Origin of the sequence: Desulfatiglans anilini DSM 4660, from assembly GCF_000422285.1 — a bacterium.
GTDB lineage: Bacteria > Desulfobacterota > DSM-4660 > Desulfatiglandales > Desulfatiglandaceae > Desulfatiglans > Desulfatiglans anilini.
Genome location: NZ_AULM01000006.1, coordinates 181,481 through 196,762, shown reverse-complemented (window position 1 = coordinate 196,762; position 15,282 = coordinate 181,481). Strand labels below are relative to the sequence as shown.

The window sequence follows — 15,282 nt, the reverse complement described above, 5'->3', positions numbered from 1 at the left end:
GGCTGATGTGTCGTATAAACCGATCCTGAGGGGATCTAGGCTTCAAATTTGACGCAATCGGATCTTGATATTCACAAGTGATAGCTGTATAAATAACTGGAAGTTTTTTGAGCGCAGCAAGTTCCAGAGCATTGCCCCCACCTCGGTTCGCCATTTCCCGATCGTTCCGCCTTTTCAAGTGCCCCCGTCCGCCGCGCCGCCAAGTTGATCCACTCGAGTACATACGGAGGGTGCCGGGCGTCCGCCGCCATCTAAGGCCGCCTTACTGAAAGGCCCTTGTCGAAACCCGCGGGTAGACATCCCGGGAGAAATGCCATGGAAAAGCCGACACTCCTCGACCAGGTCCGGGCTGCGCTTCGTGTCCGGCACATGAGCTATCGCACCGAACAGACTTACGTCCATTGGATCAAGCGGCTCATTTCCTTCCACAACCGGAAGCACCCATTGGAAATGGGAGAAGCCCAGGTCAGCGCTTTCCTGAGCTATCTGGCTGTGGAAAAAAGGGTGGCGGCCTCCACCCAGAATCAGGCGCTCTGCGCCATCCTGTTCCTTTACCGCAACGTGCTCAAGAAAAACCGCGGCTGGATCGACGGCATCGAACGGGCCAAAAGACCCCGCCGACTTCCTGTCGTCTTCACACGGGACGAGGTTAGGGCCATTCTCGCCTGCCTCGATGGAGTCCTTTGGATCATGGCGGCCCTTCTCTATGGGTCTGGGTTGCGGTTGATGGAATGCCTCCGACTTAGGGTCAAAGGTATAGCCGAGCATGTCGCCCGACGCCCCCGTGGCGAAGCCGGCCAGCGGGCCGCACAGGACCCCGATGAACATAGGCAGAGCGACCTGCGGCCGCAGCTCCGCAAAACTGCAGCCCGGCAGCTAGTATTTTCCGGGCAGAAAGTTCGCGATCCCGTAAACGCACCCCATCGGCACCCAGACAGCGGCGATACGTAGGTGAAGATGGCACCGGCGGAGCTGGATGTCATCGAAAAGACCTGCGGGTATGTCCGGGAGGAGGGCGGGCTGGAGCGGGAGGTCTTCGAGAGGGCGCGGGCGCCGAACGTCAAGTTGGCCTGCCGGGGCCTAGCGGCAAAGCAGCACCGGTCAGTTTCCAACGCCATGTTCGGCGCTTGAGCTATTTGCTTTAAGACCGCCAAGGGGCAACGGCTTAATATTCTCCAGGGCGTCGAACTCAGATTTCTTAGCGAAATAAAGATCCCATCTCAGCTGAACATTCATCCAGAAGTCTTCTGACACACCAAAAACCTTTGCAAGCCTTAAGGCCGTACTTGGAGTAATTCCACGCCGCCCGTTGATAATTTCATTGATGCGTTGATAAGGTACTTTTATCGCATTGGCTAAATCTCGCTGAGTTATGCCCATAGGCTTCAAAAACTCTTCCAACAGCATTTCGCCAGGATGGGTTGGTGCCCTATGAGTAGGTATCCGTATCATTGCAGCTCCTCATGGTTGTACTTATTAGTGATAATCCGCTATTTCAACATTCATAGGCCCGGCTTCGGTCCAACTGAAACAAATACGATATTGATCGTTTATGCGGATGCTGTATTGTCCATTTCTATCACCCGACAGCGCCTCCAATCGATTTCCGGGCAGAACACGCAATTCATCAAGAGTCAGGACAGAATCAAGCCTATCAAGTTTTCTAAACGCGATCGCCCAGAGGCTTTGCGGACAAATTTTCCTCGCAGCTTTGGTTGACCGGCCGTTGAAAATCTCCTCCGTCGCTTTGTTTTTGAAGGATTGTATCATGGAATGACAATAGCACGGCTATCATGCTAATTCAAGTCATATCTTCCTGCTAAATTAAGCATACATTCGGAGGCCAACCACCTGACATGAGTACCAGCGAAGCCTCCGCCTCTCCTCCGCTGCGATCGGCCTCGAAATCCATCCCGGAGAGGACCGCATCCTCTAGATCAGCGCCGGCGCCGCCGACGGGACGCGCACCTTCGGCCGCAGAGGCGGAGGCGGCCTCGAAAGGGCGCCGGCGGAGCTGGATGTCAGCAAATCGAATTTTTCCACATTCATTACTGCAAGAGTTTCGTCGTGATTGAGTGCTCGGATTTCAATTTTGTTCTTCATGGCCTGCCTCTTTGTCATGCTATGCCGAATGAATCGCATAATCTGTGCAGCAACCACGAATGGAAAAACTGCCGGTTTTAATCCGCTTGAGGTTGATGCAGGCGTTCGGCCTTTGAATCTGCAGCAACAGGTTCAGCATGAATTCTCAATCCTAGCGCTCCTATTACTTTGAGGATCGTGTCAAAGGTCGGGGTCCGTTCCCCGGAAAGAGCCTTGTACAGGCTTTCACGAGATAGGCCAGCATCCTTCGCTACCTGAGACATGCCTTTGGCGCGGGCGATATCCCCCAAAGCCTTGGCGATGAAAGCAGCATCACCGTTGGCCTCCTCAAAACAAGCTTCCAGGTATGCTGCCGTTTCCTCAGGTGTACGGAGATGCTCGGCAACATCGTAGCGTGTGGTCTTTGTCTTTGGCATAATAGCTCCTATAGATTGCGAGCGAATCGCAAGGCAGCCTCGATGTCGCCGGCTTGGGTGCGCTTGTCTCCGCCAGCAAGCAACATGACCAATGCTTGTCCCCTGTGCGTATAATACACACGGTAGCCGGGTCCATAATCGATCCGCAGCTCTGAGACTCCTTCGCCAACCGGCCTCACGTCCCCCGGATTCCCCGTCGCCAGACGCTCGATCCGCACCTGAATGCGAGCCCGGCCCCGGAGGTCACGCAAGCCATCGAGCCACTTAGCAAAGGCCTCGGTTTTGCGGATTTCGATCATAACGGCCATTGTAGCCAATAGGCTACACCTTTAGCAAGTTCTATTTGGCAGGCCCCGTGTTCACGGGAACAGGCATTTCGTAGCTGCCATCCACTACCGCCTGATAGGGACCGTAGAACCTGGCTGTGAAACGGAAGTCGCCTTCCGGTGCGGGCAGCCAGTTTTTGGCTTGGTCCGGGTCTTCGGGCTTGCTATGCTGTACATAGATCACCAACTTGCCGTCCTCCACCACCAGATCGCCATGCTCCAGCATATAGCTGTTGATCTCGTACCGGTCAATCTCGTTGGCCACAAAATAGCCCTGCGCGTTGTAGATGGGAATCGACCAGAATTCGGTGACCGGTGGCAAGTTGCTCATGTCAAAGGTGATCGTATAGGTGTTGGAGCCGTTCAACGGCTCGCCGTCTGCGTCGGTGAACCGGAACGCCCCGAGATGGGAAATGGCCTTGTCACAAGCGCCCCATCCGGCATCGGCTATCACCGCACGATCGATCCAGTTGGTTGCAAAGTCACCCTCCGCCCGGGCCACCTGCCAGCCGTTCATATCGACCAGGCCTGTCGTGAGCGCCTTGCGAACGCCGTCGAACCCAGCCTGGAATCCGGCCTCCATAGCCGCCTTGGTGTTGCGGCGGAGCGAATCCCAATCAAAAGCGAGGCCTCGACCGATCCCTATCGATTTGAGTCGTTCGAGCATCTGCATCTCCGCAAGGGAATCTGGCATAATGGTCATGCTTGGGTCGTTCATGACCATGTTCAGGATCGTGTAAAAGTCCTCTGCGGTCTGTTCGTCGACCTGACCGATGGCGATTTCCGGCATGCGCGGGTACACCGCAAAGTCGCCCTGGACGATCTCGCGTTCGGTTTGCGGTACGCCGGTGTTGTCGTTGGCCGTCCAGACGCTCAGGAGCGTCGCCGTGATCTGGTCCTGATATTCATTGATCTGCTTGATTTCTTCGTCGGTCCCGGTCTCCACCGCAATTCGCACGATCACATAGGCGGTTTCGCTGGGCCAGAAGATGATATCGGTGGCGGGGAAAATTCCCGGCAGCTTGCCGTCATATCCGGGCGGCACGAAAAGATACTTCCGGCTCCGGGTGCCGTTGAAGGGGCTCCCCACAACGGTGTGGAAGATGCCGTATTGATCCATGAGCTGCAGGCTGAAGTAACGATCGGTGATCTCGGGCATCTCGATCACAACCGGTTCCTCCCGCAGATCGATGAAACCGGAGCCATAGAGCGTGGTGGATTGGGGCGTTACCACATAGAAGTCCGGTGTGATCTTCTTGCGCACCCAAAAAAACCGATTGATTCCCGAGTATGCACTGTTTCCTGGGTCATCGTTTTGGGTAATGGTCCAGCGCTGGCCATAGTAGATCACCTGCTGCAGGCCATAGTAGTAAGCTTTCTCGGCAATCTCCCGGACCTTCCACGGCGGCACTCTTTTCGCTGCGGAAGCGCTATCCGCCAGCACAATCGCCACAACCCCAATCGCGACTGACGCAGACGCCAATGCTATGCCCATGGCCCGAAGGGCGCCTTTCGGCCATGGAATACTACGGTGCGGCTTCCGAGTGCTCATTTCATGATCCTCCTATCGATTGTGATTTGGCTGTTGCGCTGCTACGACGATCTGCGTTGTACAAAAGCCTGTCTAACCAATCTACCAAAACCAATTGCTCGAAAAAAAGAAGCACGGAATGATTGTCCGGTGCAGCATCTTGTCAGGCACACCGCTCAATGGTGTATACCATTCTTTCGCCCCGTTCTTTTATTTCAATATTTTTGAGTATTTTCATGCCCAGCTTCAACAATACCTTGTTCGATGCGACGTTGTTTGGATGGGCCAAAGCGAATAAACGGTCAATGTCCAGGTTTTTAAAGGCGTAGTCTATTTGCGCTCTCCCAATTTCTGTCGCATAGCCTTTCCCCCATGAGATGTCCTGGAATGCAAAGCCGAATTCGAATTCTTTTCCAGTATCGACGCACTCACATGGTATAATGCCGGCAAAGCCGATAAACTTCTTCTCGGCCAAATCGCAAACAGACCCCAATCCAGTATTGCCATTTTGTTTCATGAAATATTGATCGATCAAAACATCTGCTTCTTCTGATGACATGGGCCTGCCAGCAAATAAATGCCTCATTACAGAGGGATCGCTGAGCATGCTTTTTAATGGGGCTTTCTCGGAGTCTTTTAAATTTGAGAGAAAGAGTCTTTCAGTTTTTATTGAATACATTTTATCTGCCCAATGTTCGCTTCGCAGCGGCGCGGCGTTTTGCGCTCCGCTGCAAAGGTTCTGCCATGCGCGCGAAGCGTCCGCTATTTCCAATAATACAGAGCGCTTTTCCCAAGCTCTTCCTCAATTTCCAGCAGACGATTGTACTTGGCAACACGTTCGCTTCGGCTAGCCGATCCGGTCTTCAGGTGCCCTCCGTCCATAGCGACGGCAAAATCGGCCAGGAAGGCGTCTTCAGTCTCGCCGGAACGATGCGAGAGGAAATAGCGCCAACCTGAATCGCGGCACATTCGAACGGCCTCGATCGTCTCGGATACGGTTCCGATCTGATTCAGTTTGATAAGGGCAGAATTCGCTGTGCCCTCTTTGATTCCCCTTGCGATATACCGCGTATTGGTGACAAAGATGTCATCCCCGACAACTTCGATTCTTTTACCATGTCGGGCTGTAAAACGCTTGAACCCTTCCCAGTCATTTTCTGCCAAAGGATCCTCCCAGAGCACAATCGGGTATTTGTCAATCCACTCGCCGGCCAGTGCAACAAGGTCATCACTGTTCATTTTTCCGGCCCGTGAGCGATTCAGGTCGTATTCTCCATCCTTGTCCAGTACAAATGACGTCGCTGCGCTATCCATGGCGGTTGCAATATGCTCACCCGGCTTATAACCGGCCTTTTCAATCGCCAGCACGATTGTTTCTATTGCGTCTTCATTGCTTGAGAAGTTCGGTGCGAAGCCTCCCTCGTCGCCCACACCCGTCGATAATCTCCGGTCTTTCAAAATACCCTTGAGCACATGAAATGTCTCGGCAACGTAACGCAGCCCTTCGCGAAACGTAGGGGCGCCAATCGGAACGGCCATGAACTCCTGGAAGTCCACGCTGTTGTCTGCATGTTGGCCGCCATTGACGATGTTCATACACGGGACCGGCAATCGTCTCGCTCCGACGCCGCCAAGGTATTGGTAGAGGGGGATATGTGCGGACTGAGCCGCCGAACGAGCGACAGCCATGGAGACGCCAAGGATGGCATTGGCCCCGAGCTTCGATTTGTCTTCCGTTCCATCGATCTCGATCATTCGTCCGTCGATAAGGGCTTGCCCGGATGCTTCCAGTCCAATCAAGGATGGAGCGATGACTTCGTTGACATTGGACACCGCCCTGAGAACCCCTTTGCCTGCATATCGTGAGCTGTCACCGTCACGTAATTCGAGGGCCTCATTTTCGCCCGTGCTGGCGCCAGAAGGGACAGATGCGGAGGAATACGTGCCGTCATCGAGCTCGACGAACACACGTACGGTCGGATTCCCTCGGGAATCAAGGATTTCCATTGCTCGTATTTTGGAGATGGTGGCCATTGCATTCTCCTTTCCGGGTAGGTGCCTCATGGAGGGCATCACGGGTGGCGCACCCCGCGCCGTCACGTGCTTGCCCTGGTGGACCATTCGCTCTTCATCACTGCATCAACAACAGGCTCAACGCCATCACCAGCATGCCGGCCGTTAGTCCGCAAAGACTGTCATGACCTCTTCCGTAGGCCCTGCTTGTCGGGAGTAATTCGTCCAGGCTGATGTACACCATGATCCCCGCCACACCCGCGAAAAGGACGCCCATGATCTCCGATGGAATCACCCCGGTGCTGCTCCCAAAGAAGAAGCGGATCGCAAGGTATCCCATGCCGGCCCCGATCGGTTCCGCCAGACCGCTGAGCACAGAGTAAAAAAAGGCTTTCTTACGGCTCGCTGTGGCGTAGAAGATGGGGACGGATACGCTGATCCCTTCGGGGATGTTGTGAAGCGCGATCGCCACGCCGATAGCCACGCCCAGGCTCGGGTCCTCCAGGGCCGCCAGGAAAGTGGCCAATCCTTCCGGGAAGTTGTGAATTCCTATTGCCAGCGCGGTGAACAGCCCCAGGCGCATCAGCTTATGGTGATCAGCGCCGTGATCGTGAGAGCCGTGGCCCCTCGAGGGCATGGTAGTTTCGGAAACGAACTCCGGAATCGGAGCGGTCGGGTCGTGGAGCGGCCGTGTCTCCCTTTCCGAGTGGATTTCGTGGGGGTTCTCTGCGGACGGGATCAGATTGTCGATAAGTCCAATCAGCAGCATCCCGCCAAAGAAGGAGGCTACATTGATCCAATTCCCCGCATAATCCCCGAAACGTTCCGAGAGGGATTCGGCGCCCTTGAAAAAGATCTCCACAAACGAAACGTAGAGCATCACGCCAGCCGAGAATCCCGCTGCCACCGAGAGAAACCGGTAGTTTGTTCTCTTGGCGGTGAACGCGATGACACTGCCGATCCCGGTTGCCATTCCCGCAAACAGAGTCAGGCCAAATGCAACCGCTACGTCATTCATAACAAACCCGTGACTAAGGAACTAGTCTTACATTCGACTGACTCATTGAAGCCGTGTAAGAAGCGGCCTTGATCGCCGCCCAACGCTTTTCATCGAGCGCGGCTTTTTGCGATCCGCTGCAAAAGCATGGTTGGGCAATTATGATTCAAATTCACTTCTTGAAAGGCCAGATTGACGGATAATGGATTATAGTGTTCCTGTACGCAATTCTGAGTGGTTTGGGACCGGTACGGTAATCGTGGTATCAGGAAGTTGCTTCTGCATAGCGATATGACTGCCACGTTGCCGAATTTCTTCGAATCCATGACGCGAAAGAATAGCGCAAACCTGTTTCCCGGAAAGCATACGAAGCTTACCCAATGGCAACCTCCACTTGGGTTACATATACTTCCTCATGAAAGCCAGCACGAATTTCTGAGGGTGAGGCTGTTTCAAAAAATAACTCGAGTGCCTCCTGAAGATTATTGCGAGCATCTTCTATTGTATCTCCCTTCGGCCCGTTGCTTATCGACGTCCCGGTGGAACCGGCAGGCCACGAATCGGTTCCCATTGGCATAGATGCGGAGGTGCCCACGCGGCGCGGGGTCTGGCTTAACCGTTTTCTACAGGGTGACGGATGCGTATTCGGGTCTCTTCAATCACGAGGATGGCGCCTGAAAGAATATCCAGGTCCTGGCGAAAGAGGTACCGGCAGACACGGGCGACCTGTTCAGGTTTCAAGTCGTTGAGCCGCAGATAGAGGAGCCGTAGAACGGTCTCCCTTCATTGATGGCCGTGGTTCCGAAATCAGAGTCGTGGGTGAGGACAAACCGGTGCCCCCTCAACGCCATATCGAGGATCTCCTGGTCTTCTTTTCCGTACCAACGCTCCTCTTTGACATCAAGAACGTCAAGCCCTTGGTCCCGCAGGCCACCACCTTTTGCGAGATGTTTTCGCCTCTAAGGATTTGGATGGAGTCGAGCTTCATGGTGCGGCCGTCTCCAGCGCCACATAAATCTCATTTTTGCAGGAACGTGCGGCATACCGAAGGCATGCCTGAATATCCTCTCTTGTCAGGTGGGGATAGTCTTCAAGGATGTCTTTCTCCGACACATGGGAGGCCAGCAGATCGAGAATGAACTCTACCGAGATACGCGTTCCTCGTATAATCGGTTTTCCCCCCAGTATCTTCGGGTTGGCTGTGATGCGCTCGATCATGGTACGCCTTCTATTAATGGTTCCTGAAAGCCGGTCAATCGCGATTTGCCTTCTTCAACAGCGGCTGCCGGAATTGTTTTTTTCGTTTCGCCATCATACACCAAATCAACGCACATGTTCATCCCGATTCCGCCTCAATCAAACAGCCGCCCCTGGGGCATTCGTGAGACGTCGTAGGCCGCGGATGGTTCGGATACCCGCGCCGATCCGTCCCCCTGAATCTCGGCCAGAAGGGCACGATGATCGGCCCGTTCCAGCAACTCCCGAAAGAGAGTGTGCCAGGGGCCGTCCCGGCTGGCTGACTGCAGGGCGAGAAGGCGCATCATGACCGTCCGAACGGCCATCCCGGTGCAGATTCTGGCGTTCCGCTTCTCTGGGGTTGAAACAGACGAAGGTGCGCCTGCGCAAGACCCCCTCTGTGTCAATGTGGGTGAGACACGCCCCCACGGACAGCGGGGGTTCCACCCTCGATTGCTGAGATGATTCAACCATGGTAGCTCCGAAACTGTGGAAACTGAAGCGTGGTGGCAGGAGCAATGGCTCCTACTGTTGTTCTATCGTTCCTTGCCATAACATTTGCCTTAGCAGCGGCGACGGTCTTACTGCGGTCTGCTGAAGGCCAATAACCTACCTTCCTCTTCCTTCTCTAATGATATCCACGATTTCTTTTGTAGTGATTTTCGCTTTGATAGAGGGTACATCAAGTGGAGATGAGGCCACCTTTTCCGGTATGAGTGCGAAAACTCGGCCGTCCTTTCTTCGAATTAATACTTTGCCGGTAGTTTCGGCCTGTTCCAGCACCAAAGCAAGCTTTTGTCTAGCTTCTGAATAGGTATATACTTGCATTCTAAACCTCCAATGTTTCGACACGAATGCTTTGAGCCACTAAAGTTAATTTACGATCTAGAGTGAGTAGTGGAGATTTATATCTGATAGCGCAATCCAGGATATATGCATCGTAAGCATACATATTGATGGTTTTCGATAGTTTTAAAACATTCGCAAAATCTGGTTCGACATACCTCAATGGAATTCTCCTGAATATTGATAATCCCTTTTGAGCTTCATTGAGAGCCAATCTGTTTTGCTTAAACATGGCCGAAAATGCGTTACCCATTTCCCAGGGGATTGAACCCGGCCCAAATAATGCTTTCCCGACGGTTATTTCTATAATTTTGGCACGTTCCGGCTCATCAACCAAAACGGCAATCAAAGCGGATGTGTCGATTACAATATCCATGGCAAATCTTTAAAACGGATTTTTAGACAATTGCACAACAACTATGGTGTTTGTCAAGTAATAGGAGGCGGAACGAGAAGCAAGCCGGCACCTTTTCAAGAGGCTTCGGCATCGGCTTTCCGGACCGCTTACCGGAGAACTTGAATCTTCGGGCCGGGTGATGTATGGTTGTAATTTTTGGGAGGTTTTCCTGACCGAACGTCCCGGGCGCCGGCAGAATCCTGAACGATCGGAGACCGACCACCTGACATGAGCATCAGCGTGCCCCCCCGCTTCTCCTTCGTTGCGATCGACCTCGAAATCCATCCCGGCGAAGACCGCATCCTCCAGATTGGCGCCGTCACCGCCGACGGGACGCGCACCTTCGCCCGCAGAGGTGGAAGCAGCCTCGAAAGGGCGCTGGCGGAGCTGGACGCCTTCTGCGAGGGGGCCGATTTTCTGCTGGGGCACAACCTCGCCTGTCACGATATCCCCTATCTGCGGCGGCGCCACCCGGACCTGCGGCTGCTGCAATCGCCCCTGCTCGACACCCTTTTTCTCTCGCCGCTCGCCTTCCCGCAAAACCCCTATCACCGCCTGGTCAAGGACTACAAGATCATCCGGGAGTCGGCCAACGACCCGGTGGGAGACGCCGCCTGCGCGGCCTCCCTCTTCGCCGACCAGGTCGAGGCCTTCGGCCGGATGGCGCCGCGGACCCTCGGGCTTTTCGGCGGCCTGCTGGACCGGACCTTCCCGGCGGACTTCTACGCGCGGTTCTTCGCGGCGCTCTGCGGTGCGCCGCCTTTGGAGGAGGCCGCGATCAAGGACGCGTGGATGGAGATCGCGGCCGGCAGGGTCTGCCTCCGGCGGGGCGAAGCGGTCTTCGAACAGCTTTTCCGCGACCCGCAGACGGCGGCCGCCCTGGCCTACATCGCCGCCTGGCTAGGGGTGGCGGACGGCAACTCCGTGCTGCCGCCCTGGGTGCGGCGGCGGTTCCCCGTGATCCCGGTGCACCTGGACGAACTGCGGGCGTCGGCTTGCGGCGATCCCGGCTGCGCCTACTGCGCCGAACATCACCACGCCGGGAAGGCCCTGCAGCGGTTCTTCGGTTTCGAGCGCTTCCTGCCGGTGCGGGGCGAGGACCCGCCGCTCCAGCAGCAGGTGGTGGAGCGCATCCTGGCGGGCCGGAACTGCCTCACGGTCATGCCCACAGGCTCCGGGAAGTCCCTCTGTTTTCAGCTGCCCGCCCTCATGCGGGCCCGTCAGCGCAACCAGTTGACGCTGATCCTCTCCCCGCTCCAATCCCTCATGAAGGACCAGGTGGACAGCCTCAGGCGGCGCGGCATCGCCAACGTGGGGACCGTAAACGGCCTCCTGACCATGCTCGAGCGCGCCCGGACCCTGGAAGGCATCCGCCTCGGCGACATCGATCTGGTCTGGATCGCCCCCGAGCAGATGCGCAACACGACCGTCAAAGCCACCCTCAAGCAGCGTGAAATCGGGTTGGTCGTCATCGACGAGGCCCACTGCCTCAGCAAGTGGGGGCACGACTTCCGCCCGGACTACCTCTTCATCGTCAAGTTTCTGAGGGAACTCCTCCCGGAGGGGGCGGCGGACCTGCCCCAGATCGCCTGCTTCACCGCCACCGCCAAGAAGGATGTCATCGAAGAGATCTGCGGGTATTTCCGGGAGGAAGGCGGGCTGGAGCTGGAGGTCTTCGAGGGGGGGCACGAGCGGCCGAACCTCCGGTTCAGCGTCGAGGCGGCCTCCGAAAACGAGAAGATCGACCTCGTGGACCAGCTCCTGCGCGAGATCTTCCAGGCGAGCGGGCCGCGGGACGGGTGCATCGTCTTCACGGCCACGCGCAGCGCCGCCGAGCGGGTGGCGGAGGGGCTGCGGGAGCGCTCGTGGCTGGCGGACTATTTCCACGGCGGGCGCAGCCCCGAGGACAAGCGGAGCGTGCAGGAGCGCTTCCTGGAGGGCGAACTGCAGGTGATCGCCGCCACCAACGCCTTCGGCATGGGGGTGGACAAGCCCGAGGTGCGGGCCGTCATCCACTACAGCGTGCCGGGCTCCCTCGAGAATTACCTCCAGGAGGCGGGCCGGGCCGGACGGGACAAAAAGCCGGCCGTCTGCTGTCTGCTCTTCACCCCCGAAGACCTCGAAACCCAATTCTGGCTGAGCGCCCAGAGCTGGCTCGAGTGGCGCGACATATCGGGCCTCCTGACCGGGCTCAAGCACCTGGCCGAGCGGCACCCGGAGCGGACGATCGTGGTGACGGCCGGCGAACTCCTCGGGAGCGAGGCCGTGGAGGAGCAGGGGCTCGAGAACCTGACGCTCGAAGACCCCTCCTACGACATCCGCACCCGGACGGCCCTCGCCTGGCTCGAGCGGCAGGGGAAGCTCGAACGGGGCGACAACCGCACGAGCGTCATCCAGGGCCAAGTCCTGGTGCGGAGTCTGTCGGAAGCCGAGGGGCGGATGGCCGCCCTGGGCCTGTCGGAGAACCGGAAGGCGGCCTGGCGGGCCCTCTTGCAGGTGCTTCTCGAAAGCGACCCCAAGGAACTCCTCAACACCGACCGGTTGAGCCAAGCCACGGGCCTCGAGCCCAGGAGCCTCGTCGCCACCCTGAGATCCATGCGCGAAGCGGGGCTCCTGAACCACGACCTCAACCTGACCGCCTACGTGCACGTGGGTGTGGTGAACGACTCCAGGCGGCGGCTCGAAGGGTTCCTGCACCTGGAAAAGGCCCTCCTCTCCCTGATGGAGGAGGAAGAACCGGACATCGGCGGCGACACCCCCTATATCCTCGGGGTGCGCCGCATGTCGCAGACCCTCAAGGAAAGGGGGATCGAAGAGGCGCGGCCCGACCGCCTGATGCGGGTGCTGGACGTGCTCATCCAGGACAAGCTGGCGAGGCGCCGGCAGATCAGCCAGGACACCTGCGGCCTCGCCTTCAAGACGGACTGGGAGACGCTGCGGAGGCAGGTCGCCGAGCGCGGGGCCGTCTGCGGGGTCATCCTGGAGGCGCTCATCCGCAAACTCCCCACCAACGCCCGCGGCAAGGACCTTCTGGCCGCCTTCCGGAGCGGGGAGCTGATCGCCGCCCTCAAGAACAACCTCACGACCAGCTACCTGAAGGATCTGAACCAGCACATGGAACACGGCCTGCTGGCGCTGCACGCCATCCAGGCCATCGCCCTGCAGAGCGGCCTGACGGTCTTCCGCCCCGCGCTCACGATCCGCGTCCTGGCCGGCAAGGAGGACCGCTTCTACAAGGAGGAGCTGCTGCCGCTCGAGGATCACTACAAGGAGCGGATCGCCCAGATCCACATCATGGACCGTTACGTGGCCCTGGCCCTCGACTCGGTCAAAGAGGCCGGGAGGTTCGTGGCCGACTACTTCAACCTGCTGCGGGAACCCTTCAAACAGCTCTATTTCAAGGGCCAGTACAAGCAGCTCGAAATCCCCACGACGCCCGAATCGTGGCGCCGGATCGTTGCGGACCTCCAGAATCCGGTGCAGGAAAAGGCCGTGGCGGCGGCCAAAGGGCGCAACATCCTCGTCGTGGCGGGGCCCGGCTCCGGCAAGACGCGCCTGATCGTCCACCGCATCGCCTACCTCGTGCGGATCCACCGCATCCAGCCCCAGCGCATCCTGGCCCTCGCCTTCAACCGCAACGCGGTCACCCAGCTCAAGCTGCGGCTGCGGGAGCTCCTCGGCCCCGAGGGCGCCTGGGTGCGCGTGCGCACCTACCACAGCCTGGCCATGTTCCTCACGGGGCGCATCTTCGACCCGGGCCCGGTTCAGGGGACGGAAGACCCGGAAGCCGGGTACTTCAAGGATGTGCTCCAGGAGGCGGTGCGGATGCTCGAGGCGGCCGCGCGGGACGACAGCGGCCTCAGGCCCTGGCGGGACACCTTCCTGCCCGGCCTGCGCCACATCCTGGTGGACGAATACCAGGACATCAACGAGCTCGAGTACCGGCTCGTCTCCCTCCTGGCCGGGAGGCAGGAGAGCGACGCGGACCGCAGGCCCGTCCTGACCGCGGTCGGCGACGACGATCAGAACATTTACAGCTGGCAGGGATCCAACGTCCGGTTCATCCGCCGCTTCCAGGAGGATTACGGCGCCGAGACCCTGGAGCTCTCCCGGAACTACCGGTCGAGCCCGGCCATCGTAGCGGCCGCCAATGCCCTGATCGCCCGCAACCAGGACCGGATCAAGTCGGCCCCGATCGTCTGCGCCGAGAACGAGCCGAACCGCGCCGTCCCTCACCGGGTGGGGCTGGTGGGCGCCCCCGACCATCTGAGCTGCCTCAAAGGCGCGATCCTGGAGGCCCAAAGGCTGCTCTCCGAGGACCCGGAGCTGGCCCCGGGGGATGTGAGCATCCTCTGCCGCACCAACCGCGAACTGGACACCCTCCTCATGCTGGCGCGGCGGCTGGGGCTCCCCCTCCGCGGTCTGAGGGGGCGCCGGCTGCCGCTGACGGCGGTCCGGGAGTTCCGGCTGTTCCTGGACACGCTGAACGATTGCCGCAAGGAGGTGATGAGCGCGGCCGCCCTGAGGGGCCTGGTCGAGGACCTGACGTCCGAAAGCGGCTACTCCCCGCAGAACATGTGGGTCGGGATGTTCCGCTCGATCCTCGAAAACCACCTGCACGAAACCATGGGAAGAGACCTGCCGGTCGCCGATTTCATCGATTATGTCTACGACGCCTCACGCGACGTCCGCCAGCTGTATCAGACGGACCGGGGAAGCGTCCTGGCGGCCACCCTGCACACCGCCAAGGGGCTCGAGTTCCCGGCCGTCATCATCGCCGGGCAGCCCGTCCGGAACAAAGCGGGGCACGAGGAGGAACGCCGCCTCTTTTACGTGGCGGTGACCCGCGCCATGCGGCACCTGACGGTCTTCTACGAGCGCCGGGACCCGCACCCCTTCATCCCCGAACTGGCCGGAGCCGGGCCCGAAGCCGTCGTCTACCGGGAGGCGGACCCGCCGCTCGACGCCGAAGACGAGCGGGACTACCACACGCGCCTCTGGGACCTGGATCTGCGCGACGTGGTCATCTCGTTCCCGTCTCTTCCCGGCTTCATCAAGCAGGCCCAGCCGATCCTGCGCCGGATCGAGCCGGGGGCCGCGGAGTCCCTCACCCTGGTCAAGCCCGGCCGCTACTATCTCATCAGCTACGACCTGACCCCCATCGCGCGGCTTTCGGCCCGCGGCGAGGCCCGGTACGAGGGCATCCTCGCCCAAGGGCTGCGGCTGCGCAGACTGCGCTTCCTGGCCGCCGTCGCCCGCCGGGAAAAGGACGCCCCGCGCATCCCGATCCCGGGCGCCCGCAGCGCCCCCTGGTACACCGGCCTGTTTCAACTCGCCTTCGAACCGGCTAGGCCCACCGCCCCGTGCTCGGATGGAAATGAATGAATCCCATGACTTCCCATGCGCCAGGCGAATCG

Annotated in this window: 19 protein-coding genes and 1 pseudogene; 3 read left to right on the top strand and 17 right to left on the bottom strand. The window is 58.6% G+C overall.

Annotated features, from left to right (window positions below; genetic code table 11):
* Positions 1-315: 315 nt before the first annotated feature.
* Together H567_RS23885 and H567_RS23880 are read left to right on the top strand one after the other, a co-directional pair.
* Entirely contained in the window at positions 316-951 is a 636-nt protein-coding gene (locus H567_RS23885; protein WP_051184638.1) for a phage integrase N-terminal SAM-like domain-containing protein, read from the top strand.
* Entirely contained in the window at positions 952-1,131 is a 180-nt protein-coding gene (locus tag H567_RS23880) for a hypothetical protein (protein WP_035253746.1), read from the top strand.
* On the opposite strand, the gene H567_RS27830 is transcribed toward H567_RS23880, so the two are convergent.
* The 17 genes and pseudogenes from H567_RS27830 to H567_RS0108555 form a co-directional block, all read right to left on the bottom strand.
* Positions 1,102-1,452: a HigA family addiction module antitoxin gene (locus H567_RS27830; RefSeq protein WP_084517056.1), complete on the bottom strand. Its 351-nt coding sequence runs from the start codon at positions 1,450-1,452 to the stop codon at positions 1,102-1,104. The two genes, H567_RS23880 and H567_RS27830, sit on opposite strands and share 30 nt — an antisense overlap.
* Before the next feature lie 24 nt (positions 1,453-1,476).
* Positions 1,477-1,770 (bottom strand): type II toxin-antitoxin system RelE/ParE family toxin, encoded by a 294-nt coding sequence (locus H567_RS30075; RefSeq protein WP_084517054.1) that lies wholly within the window; start codon positions 1,768-1,770, stop codon positions 1,477-1,479.
* A 162-nt stretch (positions 1,771-1,932) separates the two neighbouring features.
* The gene (locus tag H567_RS28455; RefSeq protein ID WP_153306103.1) at positions 1,933-2,103 is read right to left on the bottom strand and encodes a hypothetical protein; all 171 of its coding nucleotides are present in this window, start codon (positions 2,101-2,103) and stop codon (positions 1,933-1,935) included.
* 77 nt (positions 2,104-2,180) lie between these two features.
* Complete coding sequence (locus H567_RS23875) at positions 2,181-2,519, bottom strand: addiction module antidote protein (protein ID WP_035253745.1); 339 nt, start codon at positions 2,517-2,519, stop codon at positions 2,181-2,183.
* Positions 2,520-2,527: 8 nt separating this feature from the next.
* Complete coding sequence (locus H567_RS0108605; protein ID WP_028321094.1) at positions 2,528-2,818, bottom strand: type II toxin-antitoxin system RelE/ParE family toxin; 291 nt, start codon at positions 2,816-2,818, stop codon at positions 2,528-2,530.
* Positions 2,819-2,858: 40 nt separating this feature from the next.
* The gene (locus tag H567_RS23870; protein ID WP_208598350.1) at positions 2,859-4,397 is read right to left on the bottom strand and encodes a DUF1254 domain-containing protein; all 1,539 of its coding nucleotides are present in this window, start codon (positions 4,395-4,397) and stop codon (positions 2,859-2,861) included.
* A gap of 142 nt (positions 4,398-4,539) precedes the next feature.
* Positions 4,540-5,148, bottom strand: coding sequence for a GNAT family N-acetyltransferase (locus tag H567_RS23865; RefSeq protein WP_028321093.1), 609 nt, complete (start codon positions 5,146-5,148; stop codon positions 4,540-4,542).
* Positions 5,139-6,410, bottom strand: a complete 1,272-nt coding sequence (gene eno / locus H567_RS0108590) for a phosphopyruvate hydratase (protein WP_028321092.1) — start codon at positions 6,408-6,410, stop codon at positions 5,139-5,141. The genes H567_RS23865 and eno overlap by 10 nt, the downstream gene beginning before the upstream one ends.
* A gap of 97 nt (positions 6,411-6,507) precedes the next feature.
* Positions 6,508-7,407, bottom strand: a complete 900-nt coding sequence (gene zupT, locus H567_RS0108585) for a zinc transporter ZupT (RefSeq protein WP_028321091.1) — start codon at positions 7,405-7,407, stop codon at positions 6,508-6,510.
* Between the two features lie 186 nt (positions 7,408-7,593).
* Positions 7,594-7,767 carry a type II toxin-antitoxin system HicA family toxin gene (locus tag H567_RS30070; protein WP_084517050.1) on the bottom strand — a complete coding sequence of 58 codons (174 nt, stop codon included), beginning with the start codon at positions 7,765-7,767 and terminating at the stop codon, positions 7,594-7,596.
* Positions 7,760-7,900, bottom strand: a pseudogene (locus H567_RS30065) (type II toxin-antitoxin system HicB family antitoxin); the annotation flags it as partial. The pseudogene H567_RS30065 and the gene H567_RS30070, both read right to left, overlap by 8 nt.
* Before the next feature lie 223 nt (positions 7,901-8,123).
* Positions 8,124-8,315: a DUF5615 family PIN-like protein gene (locus H567_RS30060; RefSeq protein WP_161626583.1), complete on the bottom strand. Its 192-nt coding sequence runs from the start codon at positions 8,313-8,315 to the stop codon at positions 8,124-8,126.
* 55 nt (positions 8,316-8,370) lie between these two features.
* Positions 8,371-8,604, bottom strand: a complete 234-nt coding sequence (locus H567_RS0108570) for a DUF433 domain-containing protein (RefSeq protein ID WP_028321090.1) — start codon at positions 8,602-8,604, stop codon at positions 8,371-8,373.
* Positions 8,601-8,726, bottom strand: a complete 126-nt coding sequence (locus tag H567_RS29825) for a hypothetical protein (protein WP_279614979.1) — start codon at positions 8,724-8,726, stop codon at positions 8,601-8,603. The genes H567_RS0108570 and H567_RS29825 overlap by 4 nt, the downstream gene beginning before the upstream one ends.
* Before the next feature lie 12 nt (positions 8,727-8,738).
* Positions 8,739-8,948, bottom strand: coding sequence for a hypothetical protein (locus tag H567_RS0108565; RefSeq protein ID WP_028321089.1), 210 nt, complete (start codon positions 8,946-8,948; stop codon positions 8,739-8,741).
* Between the two features lie 283 nt (positions 8,949-9,231).
* Positions 9,232-9,450 carry a type II toxin-antitoxin system prevent-host-death family antitoxin gene (locus H567_RS27815; protein ID WP_028321088.1) on the bottom strand — a complete coding sequence of 73 codons (219 nt, stop codon included), beginning with the start codon at positions 9,448-9,450 and terminating at the stop codon, positions 9,232-9,234.
* A 1-nt stretch (position 9,451) separates the two neighbouring features.
* Entirely contained in the window at positions 9,452-9,844 is a 393-nt protein-coding gene (locus H567_RS0108555) for a type II toxin-antitoxin system VapC family toxin (protein ID WP_028321087.1), read from the bottom strand.
* Positions 9,845-10,093: 249 nt separating this feature from the next.
* Between H567_RS0108555 and H567_RS23860 the strand changes: the two genes are divergently transcribed.
* Positions 10,094-15,250, top strand: coding sequence for a RecQ family ATP-dependent DNA helicase (locus H567_RS23860; RefSeq protein WP_051184637.1), 5,157 nt, complete (start codon positions 10,094-10,096; stop codon positions 15,248-15,250).
* Positions 15,251-15,282: the final 32 nt, after the last annotated feature.

Bases quoted from the DNA above. Each gene is read 5' to 3' on its own strand.
- H567_RS27830 (WP_084517056.1), bottom strand. From the start codon at position 1,452: ATGATACGGATACCTACTCATAGGGCACCAACCCATCCTGGCGAAATG.
- H567_RS0108605 (WP_028321094.1), bottom strand. From the start codon at position 2,818: ATGATCGAAATCCGCAAAACCGAGGCCTTTGCTAAGTGGCTCGATGGC.
- H567_RS23875 (WP_035253745.1), bottom strand. From the start codon at position 2,519: ATGCCAAAGACAAAGACCACACGCTACGATGTTGCCGAGCATCTCCGT.
- H567_RS23870 (WP_208598350.1), bottom strand. From the start codon at position 4,397: ATGAGCACTCGGAAGCCGCACCGTAGTATTCCATGGCCGAAAGGCGCC.
- eno (WP_028321092.1), bottom strand. From the start codon at position 6,410: ATGGCCACCATCTCCAAAATACGAGCAATGGAAATCCTTGATTCCCGA.
- H567_RS28455 (WP_153306103.1), bottom strand. From the start codon at position 2,103: ATGAAGAACAAAATTGAAATCCGAGCACTCAATCACGACGAAACTCTT.
- H567_RS30075 (WP_084517054.1), bottom strand. From the start codon at position 1,770: ATGATACAATCCTTCAAAAACAAAGCGACGGAGGAGATTTTCAACGGC.
- H567_RS0108565 (WP_028321089.1), bottom strand. From the start codon at position 8,948: ATGGCCGTTCGGACGGTCATGATGCGCCTTCTCGCCCTGCAGTCAGCC.
- H567_RS29825 (WP_279614979.1), bottom strand. From the start codon at position 8,726: ATGAACATGTGCGTTGATTTGGTGTATGATGGCGAAACGAAAAAAACA.
- H567_RS23885 (WP_051184638.1), top strand. From the start codon at position 316: ATGGAAAAGCCGACACTCCTCGACCAGGTCCGGGCTGCGCTTCGTGTC.
- H567_RS0108555 (WP_028321087.1), bottom strand. From the start codon at position 9,844: ATGGATATTGTAATCGACACATCCGCTTTGATTGCCGTTTTGGTTGAT.
- H567_RS0108570 (WP_028321090.1), bottom strand. From the start codon at position 8,604: ATGATCGAGCGCATCACAGCCAACCCGAAGATACTGGGGGGAAAACCG.
- zupT (WP_028321091.1), bottom strand. From the start codon at position 7,407: ATGAATGACGTAGCGGTTGCATTTGGCCTGACTCTGTTTGCGGGAATG.
- H567_RS27815 (WP_028321088.1), bottom strand. From the start codon at position 9,450: ATGCAAGTATATACCTATTCAGAAGCTAGACAAAAGCTTGCTTTGGTG.
- H567_RS23860 (WP_051184637.1), top strand. From the start codon at position 10,094: ATGAGCATCAGCGTGCCCCCCCGCTTCTCCTTCGTTGCGATCGACCTC.